Below are 10,640 nucleotides of genomic sequence, written 5' to 3'. Positions count from 1 at the left end.
CTTGCAGGCTAGGATGTCTGTGAAAGTGAGGCAACTTCATGCAGACCGGAACGAACCGATAGCACGCCATGGCCAAAAACGAGCAGGAAGAAGCCTACGAGAAGCTGATGTCCGCCCACCTTGCCCGGACCATCGACTTCGTCAAGTTCGGCGAGACCAAGAACGGCGCGCTGCTGGCGTTCTGCTCGGTGTGGATCGTCGCCTGCATCAACATCCTGTCGAACAGCCGCGCCCTGCCGCCGCTGGCGGGCGCGCTGCTGCCGCTCGCGATCCTGCTGTTCCTGGCCGCGGCGCTGACCGCGATCACCGCCTTCCTGCCGCAGATCACCACCGCCGACGCCGTCCCCGGCGCCGCCGAGGCGCAGCGCAACCTGCTGTTCTTCGGCGACATCGCGCGCATGGACGCCGCGCGCTTCGAAGCGCTCGCGCGCGAGCGCTACACCCCGGCGAGCGGGCACTTCACCACCGGCGCCTACCTGCACGACATCGCCACCCAGATCGTCGCCAACAGCGCGATCGCGATGCGCAAGTACGTACTGTTCCGGCGCGCCGCCCGGATCGCGATGACGGCGATCTTCCTCGTCGCCTTCCCCTACCTGGTCGACGCCTGCCTGCGCATGGGCCGCTGAGCCCGCGGCCGGCACGCCCTGCCGTCCCCCTGCGCCCCCCGGCGATTCCCTGCAGACCGCGCTGGCGTGGTTCATGCTGATATTCGGACGCAGGGGCGCGCCGACGGCATGGCCGCCGCCACCGGATATCGTCGACGCCATCCGGTACAACGTGACACCGAACCTTTCCTGTATTGTGAAACAATCAAGCGATTTTTTGTTGACAATGTATTGAATTTTTCTTGCCCATGCGCGCACCATATGGACCGCCGGGATCTGCCGCGTACGCGGCCCGGGCGCGCCCAGGATGGCAACCACCCCATGGCCGACTGGAGACCGCCCCGATGAGCGAGCACGACAGCATCCGCTTCGTACTGGATGGACGGGTGCACACCGTCACCGGTATCGACCCCACCACGACCGTGCTGCAGTACCTGCGCGAACACCTCGGGCGCACCGGCACCAAGGAAGGTTGCGCCGAGGGCGATTGCGGCGCCTGTACCGTGGTGCTCGCCGAGCTGCGCGACGGCCGGGTGCAGTACCTGCCGATCAACGCCTGCATCCGCTTCGTCGCCACGCTCGACGGCAAGGAGCTGATCACCGTCGAGAGCCTGCGCGGCACCGACGGCCGCCTGCACCCGGTGCAGCAGGCGCTGGTCGACCACCACGGCTCGCAGTGCGGCTTCTGCACCCCCGGCTTCGTGATGTCGCTGCTCGGGCTCTACCTCGACGGCCCCGCGCAGCCCGACCGGCGCGCGATCGACGACGCGCTCTCCGGCAACCTGTGCCGCTGCACCGGCTACCGGCCGATCATCACCGCCGCGCAGCACCTGCGCGACTACGGCACCGATGCGGTGCCGTTCGCACCGGGGCAGGACGAGTCCGCGCGCATCGCCCAGTTGCAAGGCCTGCGGCCGGACGGCACGCGCGTGCTGCGCGGCGACGGCGTGACGCTCTACGCGCCGACCGACGCCGACGCCTTCGCGCGGCTCTACGCCGAGCACCCGCAGGCCACCGTGCTCGCCGGCGGCACCGACGTCGGCCTGTGGATCAACAAGCAGTTCCGGCCGATCGACACCTTCCTCTACCTCGGCGACGTCGCCGCGTTCGACGCGATCGAGCAGGACGCGCAGGGCCTGTGCATCGGCCCGGCGGTGTCGCTGTCGCGTGCCTTCCGCGCGCTGCTCGACGCCTACTCGGCGCTCGACGAACTCCACCGCCGCTTCGCCTCCACGCCGATCCGCAACTCCGGCACCCTCTGCGGCAACGTCGCCAACGGCTCGCCGATCGGCGATTCGATGCCGGCGCTGATCGCGCTCGGGGCGCGGGTGCGGCTGCGCCACGGCGATGAGCGCCGCGAGCTGCCGCTCGACGCGCTCTACCTCGATTACATGCGCCAGGACCGCCGCCCCGGCGAGTTCGTCGAGGCGGTGATCGTCCCCGCCCCGCGCGCCGGGCAGCGCTTCGCGACCTACAAGGTGTCGAAGCGCATCGACCAGGACATCTCCGCGGTGTGCGGCGCCTACGCGCTCGAACTCGCAGCCGACGGCCGCGTGCACGACGTGCGCATCGCCTACGGCGGCATGGCGGCGACGCCGAAGCGTGCCGCCGGCGCCGAGGCCGCGCTGCGCGGCCGGCCGTTCGACGAAGCCGCGCTCGCCGACGCCATGCGCGCGCTGGCCGGCGACTTCACGCCGCTGACCGACGCCCGCGCCAGCGCCGACTACCGCCGCGAGGTCGCCGCCAACCTGCTGAGCCGCTTCTGGCTCGAAGCCACCGGCGTGGCGGCGCCGGTGCGCCTCAGCGAACTGGCCTGACGGAGGGCATGTCCATGTCGAACGCCGAATCGATCACCATCGGCCGCGCCCGCGAGCACGAGAGCGCCCACCTGCACGTGAGCGGCGAGGCCCGCTACACCGACGACGTCACCGCCCCCGCCGGCACCCTGCACGGCGCCTTCGGCCTGAGCCGCATCGCCCACGGGCGCATCCGCTCGCTCGACCTCGCGCCGGTGCTCGCCGCGCCCGGCGTGGTCGCGGTGGTCACCGCCGCCGACATCCCCGGCGAGAACAACTACGGTGCGGTCGTCCACGACGACCCGATCTTCACCGAGGCCCTGGTCGAGTACGCCGGCCAGCCGCTGTTCGGCGTGGTCGCGACCTCGCACGACGCGGCGCGCCGCGCCGCGCGCCGTGCCCGCGTCGAATACGAGGAACTGCCGGCGCTGCTGAGCGCGCGCGAGGCGCTCGCCGCCGGCAGCTTCGTGCTGCCGAGCGAGCGCATCACCCGCGGCGAGCCCGATGCGCGCATCGCCGCCGCGCCGCACCGCCTCGACGGCGAGTACGCGGTCGGCGGGCAGGATCACTTCTACCTCGAAGGCCAGATCGCGCTCGCCGTGCCGCAGGAGGACGGCTGCTGGCGCATCCTCAGCTCCACGCAGCACCCGAGCGAGGTGCAGCACGTGGTTGCGCACGCGCTCGGCGTCACCGCCAAGGACGTGACGGTGGAGATGCGCCGCATGGGCGGCGGCTTCGGCGGCAAGGAGTCGCAGCCGGCGCTGATCGCCGCCGCCGCCGCGGTGATGGCACGCAAGACCGGCCGCGCGGTCAAGCTCAGGCTCGACCGCGACGACGACATGCTGCTCACCGGCAAGCGCCACGACTTCTGGTACCGCTACGAGGTCGGCTTCGGCGACGACGGCCGCATCCACGGCGCGCGCCTGCTGCTGGCGTCGCGCTGCGGCTACTCGGTGGACCTCTCCGGGCCGGTCAACGACCGCGCGATGTTCCACGTCGACAACGCCTACTGCCTCGAACACGTCGACATCGTCTCGCACCGCTGCAAGACGCACACGGTGTCGAACACCGCCTTCCGCGGCTTCGGCGGGCCACAGGGCATGGTGCTGATCGAGCAGGTGATGGACGAGATCGCGCGCCACCTCGGGCGCGACCCGCTCGAGGTGCGCCGCGCCAACTTCTACGGCATCGGCGAGCGCGACGAGACGCACTACCGGATGAAGGTCGAGGACAACATCCTCGAGCCGCTGGTGCAGCGGCTGGCGACCGAGAGCGACTACCACGCCCGGCGCGCGGCCGTCGCCGCGTTCAACGCCGCGAGCCCGGTGCTGAAGAAGGGGCTGGCGCTGACGCCGGTGAAGTTCGGCATCTCCTTCACCGCGACGCACTACAACCAGGCCGGCGCGCTGCTGCACGTCTACAACGACGGCAGCGTGCAGATCAATCACGGCGGCACCGAGATGGGCCAGGGCCTGCACACCAAGGTGGTGCAGGTGGTGGCGGAGGAGCTCGCCATCGACCCGGCGCGCATCCGCATCACCGCCACCGCCACCGACAAGGTGCCGAACACCTCGGCGACCGCGGCCTCGTCGGGCTCCGACCTCAACGGCATGGCGGCGCGCGACGCCGCGCGCAAGATCCGCGCGCGGCTCGCGGCCTTCGCCGCCGGGCAGGCCGGCGTGGCGGCCGACGCGGTGGTGTTCGAACGCGACCGCATCGTCGCCGGCGAACGCGAGTGGCCGTTCGCGGCGCTGGTCAAGGCCGCCTACCTGGCGCGCGTGCAGCTGTGGGACTCGGGCTACTACCGCACCCCGAAGATCCACTACGACCGCGCAACCTTCAGCGGCCGGCCGTTCTACTACTTCGCCTACGGCGCGGCGGTGGCCGAGGTCGCGATCGACACGCTGACCGGCGAGACCCGGCTGCTGCGCGTCGACATCCTGCACGACGTCGGCAGCTCGCTGAACCCGGCGCTCGACCTCGGCCAGGTCGAGGGCGGCTTCCTGCAGGGGGTGGGCTGGCTCACCTGCGAGGAGCTGTGGTGGAACCCGCGCGGCGAGCTCGCCACCCACGCGCCATCGACCTACAAGATCCCCGCCTGCTCCGACTGGCCCGCCGAGTGGCACGTGGCGCTGCTCGAACGCGCGCCGAACCGCGAGGAGACGATCTACCGCTCCAAGGCGGTCGGCGAGCCGCCGTTCATGCTCGGCATCGCGGCGTTCCAGGCCATCCGCGACGCCGTCGCCGCCTGCGGCGCCCCCGGCTGCCGGCCGCCGCTCGACGCCCCGGCGACGCCGGAAGCGGTGCTGCGCGCGGTGGACGCGGTGCGCGCCGCAGGCCGCTGAAAGCCGATGCCCGGGTGCCGGCCGCCGCCGGCACCGCCGCGCCATCCGTCCGCGCCGCGCGCGCGCCGACCGCAGGAGGTGTTTCCGTGACCAGCCTCGCCGACTACGCCCGCGGCCTGCCCAAGGCCGAGCTGCACCTGCACATCGAAGGCACGCTCGAGCCCGAGCTGATGTTCGCCCTCGCCCGCCGCAACGGCGTGACGCTGCCCTACGCCGACGTCGAGGCGGTGCGCGCGGCCTACCGCTTCGAGGACCTGCAGTCCTTCCTCGACCTCTACTACGCCGGCGCCAGCGTGCTGCGCACCGCGGCCGACTTCCACGACCTGACCTGGGCCTACCTCGAACGCGCACACGCCGACCGCGTGCTGCACACCGAGATCTTCTTCGACCCGCAGACCCACACCGACCGCGGCATCCCCTTCGCGACGGTGCTCGACGGCATCCACGGCGCGCTCGAACGCGGCCGGCGCGAGCTCGGCATCGGCTACCGGCTGATCCTGTGCTTCCTGCGCCACCTGCCCGAGGCCGCCGCCGAGGCCACGCTCGACGCCGCGCTGCCCCACCTCGACCGCATCGACGGCTTCGGCCTCGACTCCTCCGAGCGCGGCCACCCGCCGTCGAAGTTCGCGCGAGTGTTCGCGCGCGCGCGAACACTCGGCAGGCCGGTGGTCGCGCACGCCGGCGAGGAAGGCCCGCCGGCCTACATCACCGAGGCGCTCGACCTGCTCAAGGTGGTGCGCATCGACCACGGCGTGCGCTGCGTCGAGGACCCGGCGCTGGTGGCGCGGCTCGCCCGCGAGCGCATGCCGCTGACGGTGTGCCCGCTGTCGAACGTCAAGCTGCGCGTGTTCCCCGACCTCGCCGCGCACAACCTGCTGACGCTGCTGCGTGACGGCCTGTGCGTGACGATCAACTCCGACGACCCGGCCTACTTCGGCGGCTACGTCGGCGACAACTTCGCCGCCGTCGCCGAGGCGCTCGCGCCGAGCCGCGCCGAGCTGCGCCAGCTCGCCGACAACAGCTTCGAGGCCGCGTGGCTGACGGCGGAGGAACGCGCCCGCTGCCGCCAGGCGCTCGCCGACTACGACGCCGCCGCGACATGAGCACCTGGCTCGACACCCTCGCCGCACTCCGCGTGCCCGCGGTGCTGGTCACGCTGGTCGGCGCCCGCGGCTCGGTGCCGCGCGAGCCCGGCACGCGCATGCTGGTCACCGCCGACGCGCTGTACGACAGCATCGGCGGCGGCGGGCTCGAGCACCACGCGATCGCACACGCCCGCGCGCTGCTCGCCGACGGCGATGCCGGGCGGCGGCTGCAGCGCTTTCCGCTCGGGCTCGCCTTCGGCCAGTGCTGCGGCGGCGTCGCCTTCGTCAGCTTCGAGTACGTGGCGCTACCGCGGCCGGCGTGGGTCGCGGCGCTCGCGGCGCGCGCCGGACACCCGTGCGTGCGCGTCGCGCGGGTCGATGCCGGCGACGCGTGCGCGCTGGTGGTCGACACGCACGCACACGCCGGCAGCCTCGGCAGTGCCGGACTCGACGCGCATGCGATCGCCCGCGCCCGCGAGTGCCTCGTCGCCGGCATGGGGGCGCCGCTGATCGAGCCGCTGGCCGGCGGCAGCGACGCCGGCGTCGGCCGCGAGCCGGCGCTGATCTACGAGCCGGTCGGCGGCGCGGGGCTGCAGCTTGCGCTGTTCGGCGCCGGCCACGTCGGCCGCGCGCTGGTGCACGTGCTCGCGCCCTACGCCGCCCGCATCGACTGGATCGATCCGCGCGCGGACGTGTTCCCCGAAGCGCTGCCCGCAGGCGTGCGGGCGATCGGTGGTGATGCCGTCGCCGCGGTCGCCGGGCTCGGCGCCGGCAGCCTGTGCGTGGTGATGACGCACGACCACGCGCTCGACCTGGAACTGTGCGTGGCGCTGCTCGCGCGCCCCGATCTGCCCTTCGTCGGCCTGATCGGCTCGCGCTCCAAGCGCAGCAACTTCGAGCGGCGCCTGCGCCAGCGCGGCGTCGACGCGGGCGCGATCGCCCGGCTGGTCTCGCCGATCGGCGTCGACGGCATCCACGACAAGCACCCGGCGGCGATCGCGATCGCCGTGGCGGCGCAACTGTTGCATGTCCATACCGCGACGCGTGCCGCGCCGCCCCGACCGGCGGCCACACACCGACGCCTGCCCACCCGTCATCTGGAGATCCCGTGATGCTCGAAAGCCTGTTCAAGCTGCGCGAACTCGGCACCGATGTGCGCACCGAGGCCATCGCCGGCCTCACGACCTTCCTGGCGATGGCCTACATCATCTTCGTCAACCCGTCGATCCTCGCCGCCGCGGGCATGGACCAGGGCGCGGTGTTCGTCGCCACCTGCTTCGCCGCGGCGATCGGCTGCTTCATCATGGGGCTGTACGCCAACTACCCGATCGCGCTGGCGCCGGGCATGGGGCTCAACGCGTATTTCGCCTTCACGGTCGTCGGCGCGATGGGCATGCCCTGGCAGGTGGCGCTCGCCGGCGTGTTCATGTCGGGCGTGCTGTTCGTCATCATCACGGTCGCCGGCATCCGCGAGCTGCTGGTGCGCTCCATCCCGCGCTCGCTGAAGTTCGCGATCTCGGCGGGCATCGGCCTGTTCCTCGGCATCATCAGCCTGAAGAACGCCGGCATCGTGGTGGCCTCGCCGGCGACGCTGGTGACCCTCGGCGACCTGCACAAGCCCGAGCCGCTGCTCGCCCTCGCCGGCTTCTTCGCGATCGTCGCGCTCGACCACCGCAAGGTGACCGGCGCGGTGATCCTCAGCATCCTCGGCGTCACCGCCGCCGCGATCGCGCTCGGCCACATCACCTTCACCGGCCTGGTGTCGGCGCCGCCGTCGATCATGCCGACCCTCGGCCAGCTCGACTTCGCCGGCGCGCTGCACGCCGGCCTGTTCGGCGTGGTGCTCACCTTCTTCCTGGTGGAGCTGTTCGACGCCACCGGCACGATGCTCGGCGTGGCCAACCGCGCCAAGCTGCTCGATGCCGACGGCAACATGCCGCGCATGGGCAAGGCGCTGCTGGCGGATTCGAGCGCGATCGTGATCGGCTCGGTGCTCGGCACCAGCTCGACCACCGCCTACATCGAGAGTGCCGCCGGCACCGCCGCCGGCGGGCGCTCGGGGCTGACCGCGGTGGTGGTCGGGGTGTGCTTCCTGGCGGCGCTGTTCTTCGCGCCACTGGCGGGGATGGTGCCGGCCTACGCCACGGCGCCGGCGCTGCTCTACGTCGCCGTGCTGATGGCGCAGGAGGTGAGCCACATCGAGTGGGAGGACCTCACCGAGGCGATCCCGGCGGGTTTAACCGCGATCGTGATGCCGCTGACCTTCTCGATCGCCAACGGCATCGCCTTCGGCTTCATCAGCTACGTGGCGATCAAGGTGCTCGCCGGACGCGGGCGCGACGTCTCGGCGATGGTGTGGGTGATCGCGGCGCTGTTCGTGATCCGCTTCGCGTTCTTCGCCGGGCACTAGCCGGTGAAGGCGGAGAACACCTCGCGCAGGTCCACCGCCGCGTCGCCCTTGTCGTCGAGGCTCAGGCCGGCCTCGACGTGGTCGAGGTGTTCGGCCATCAGCCGCGCCGCGGCCTCGGCGTCACCGGTGGCGATCGCCGCCACCAGGCGGGTGTGTTCGTCGGGGGCGCAGGCGGTGCGGCCGTCGTACTCGTAGAGCATGACCACCAGCGACGAACGCAGCACCAGTTCGCGCAGCAGTTCGAGCAGGGTCTCGTTGCCGGCGAGTTCGGCGAGCTTCAGGTGGAAGTCGCCCGACAGCTTCACCGCGCTGCGGCGGTCGCCGGCGGTGCGGGCGACGTCCTCCTGTTCGAGGTGCCGGCGCAGGCCGGCGAGCGCGGCAGCGTCGCAGACGCCAGCCAGGCGGCGGATCAGCGCGGTCTCGATCACCCGGCGCGCGTCGAACACCTCGCGCGCCTCGCGCACGCTGGGCTGCGCGACGAAGGCGCCGCGGTTGGGCTCGATCGTCACCACGCGGGTGTTGGCCAAGCGCACCAGTGCCGCGCGCACGATGGTGCGGCTGACGCCGAAGATCTCGCCGAGGTGTTCCTCGCCGAGCTTGGTACCCGGCGCGAGGCGGTGTTCACCGATCGCGGCGACGATCGCCTCGACGATCCGTTCGGGCGACTGCTTGGCGCTGCCACGGCCATTGCTGCGCGTGACGGCGATCTCGCGCCGGACCTTTCCCTCGCTTGCAGACATTTGAAACCCCCTGCCCGTATGCAAGACACATGCTGAGCTGACACGCTGGGCGTGGACATACTCACGCCTTAATCATCAACAGAATATTAAATTTTAGTATACAAGTGAGCCGTCACCACTGCGGTCGACGGCGCCGGACGGAGGAAACCGCGATGCACGAAACCTCATCCCGCCCCGTCGCCCTGCGCGGGCGCATCCTGCATTGCCTGCGTGATCCCGGCGACGGCGGCGACGCCGGCGCGCTCGAAGGTTTCGACGACGGCCTGCTGCTGATCGAACACGGTCGCGTGGCGCGGCTCGGCCCGGCGGCCGAACTGCTCCCGGGCCTGCCGGCGCACATCGAGGTGCACGACCACCGCGGGCGGCTGATCGTGCCGGGCTTCGTCGACACGCACATCCATTTCCCGCAGATCGACGTCATCGCCTCGTACGGCGAACAACTGCTCGAATGGCTGGAGCGCTACGTGTTCCCGGCCGAGCGCCGCTTCGAGGACCTGGCGCACGGGCAGGCGATGGCACCGCTGTTCCTCGACCAGCTGCTGCGCAACGGCACCACCACCGCGCTCGCGCTGTGCACCGTGCATCCGCAGTCGGTCGACGCGCTGCTGGCGGCGGCGCAGCAGCGGGGGATGCGCCTGATCGCCGGCAAGGTGCTGATGGACCGCCACTGCCCGGAATTCCTGCGCGACGACCCGGAGCGCGCCTACCGTGAATCGAAGGCGCTGATCGAGCGCTGGCACGGCGTCGACCGCCTCGCCTACGCGATCACGCCGCGCTTCGCGCCGACCTCGACCGAGGCGCAGCTCGAAGCCGCCGGCCGCCTCGCGCGCGAACACCCGGACGTGTACGTGCAGACGCACGTGGCCGAGAACCGCAAGGAGGTCGCGTGGGTCGCGTCGCTGTTCCCGTGGGCGCGCAGCTACCTCGACGTCTACGACCACTACGGCCTGCTGCGGGAGCGCGCGATCTACGCCCACTGCGTGTGGCTCGACGCGGTCGACCGCGCGCGCCTCGCGGCGAGCGGTGCGGCGGCGGCGTTCTGCCCGACCTCGAACCTGTTCCTCGGCAGCGGCCTGTACGACCTCGCGGCGATGGACGCCGCCGGCGCGTGCAGCAGCCTCGCCACCGACGTCGGCGCCGGCACCAGCTACAGCATGCTGCGCACGCTGGCCGAGGCCTACAAGGTGCTGCAACTGCAGGGGCAGCGCCTGACGCCGGCGCGCGCGCTGTACCTGGCGACGCTGGCGGGGGCGCGGGCGCTGGGGCTCGCCGGACGGGTCGGCAACTTCGAGCCCGGTCGCGAGGCCGACGCGGTGGTGCTCGACAGCGCCGGCACGGCACTGACCGCACGCCGCGCCGCGGTGGTGCGCGATCACGACGTGCTGGAGGAATGGTTCGCGCTGTTCACGCTGGGCGACGACCGCAACGTCGCCGCGACCTACCTGCAGGGCGCCGCCGCCTGGGAGCGCGGCAGCGCCTGAAACGAAAAACGGGGGCGGGCCGTACGGCCCGCCCCCGTGCCCGTGCCCGGGCGGCTTACTCGGCAGCCTCGGGAACCGCGGCGGCGGCCCGTCCCGCGCGCCGCTTCTGGGTGGCCCAGAGGTTGAGCACCTCCACCAGCACCGAGAAGGCCATCGCGAAGTACAGGTAGCCCTT

General features: G+C 71.9%; 8 protein-coding genes. 7 read left to right on the top strand and 1 reads right to left on the bottom strand.

All coding sequences use genetic code 11. From position 1 onward, the window contains the following. Positions 1-68: 68 nt before the first annotated feature. From EV699_RS05855 to EV699_RS05830, 6 genes are all read left to right on the top strand, one after another. Positions 69-629, top strand: a complete 561-nt coding sequence (locus EV699_RS05855) for a Pycsar system effector family protein (RefSeq protein ID WP_132539950.1) — start codon at positions 69-71, stop codon at positions 627-629. 323 nt (positions 630-952) lie between these two features. Then, positions 953-2,425: a xanthine dehydrogenase small subunit gene (gene xdhA / locus EV699_RS05850; protein ID WP_132539947.1), complete on the top strand. Its 1,473-nt coding sequence runs from the start codon at positions 953-955 to the stop codon at positions 2,423-2,425. An 8-nt stretch (positions 2,426-2,433) separates the two neighbouring features. Beyond that, complete coding sequence (gene xdhB / locus EV699_RS05845; RefSeq protein ID WP_132539944.1) at positions 2,434-4,749, top strand: xanthine dehydrogenase molybdopterin binding subunit; 2,316 nt, start codon at positions 2,434-2,436, stop codon at positions 4,747-4,749. Between the two features lie 86 nt (positions 4,750-4,835). Then, positions 4,836-5,852: an adenosine deaminase gene (locus EV699_RS05840; protein ID WP_132539941.1), complete on the top strand. Its 1,017-nt coding sequence runs from the start codon at positions 4,836-4,838 to the stop codon at positions 5,850-5,852. Further along, positions 5,849-6,946 (top strand): xanthine dehydrogenase accessory protein XdhC, encoded by a 1,098-nt coding sequence (xdhC, locus tag EV699_RS05835; RefSeq protein WP_132539938.1) that lies wholly within the window; start codon positions 5,849-5,851, stop codon positions 6,944-6,946. The genes EV699_RS05840 and xdhC overlap by 4 nt, the downstream gene beginning before the upstream one ends. Beyond that, positions 6,946-8,244, top strand: a complete 1,299-nt coding sequence (locus tag EV699_RS05830; protein ID WP_132539935.1) for an NCS2 family permease — start codon at positions 6,946-6,948, stop codon at positions 8,242-8,244. The genes xdhC and EV699_RS05830 overlap by 1 nt, the downstream gene beginning before the upstream one ends. On the opposite strand, the gene EV699_RS05825 is transcribed toward EV699_RS05830, so the two are convergent. After that, positions 8,241-8,984: a GntR family transcriptional regulator gene (locus EV699_RS05825; protein WP_132539932.1), complete on the bottom strand. Its 744-nt coding sequence runs from the start codon at positions 8,982-8,984 to the stop codon at positions 8,241-8,243. The genes EV699_RS05830 and EV699_RS05825 overlap by 4 nt on opposite strands. Positions 8,985-9,136: 152 nt before the next feature. Here EV699_RS05825 and guaD point away from each other — a divergent pair, with 152 nt between their 5' ends. Next, positions 9,137-10,465, top strand: a complete 1,329-nt coding sequence (gene guaD / locus EV699_RS05820) for a guanine deaminase (RefSeq protein ID WP_132539929.1) — start codon at positions 9,137-9,139, stop codon at positions 10,463-10,465. The last annotated feature ends 175 nt before the right edge of the window (positions 10,466-10,640 follow it).

This window comes from Plasticicumulans lactativorans, from assembly GCF_004341245.1.
Lineage (GTDB): Bacteria > Pseudomonadota > Gammaproteobacteria > Competibacterales > Competibacteraceae > Plasticicumulans_A > Plasticicumulans_A lactativorans.
The sequence above is the reverse complement of the archived record's forward strand: the minus strand, read 5'-3'. Positions and strand labels throughout refer to the sequence as shown.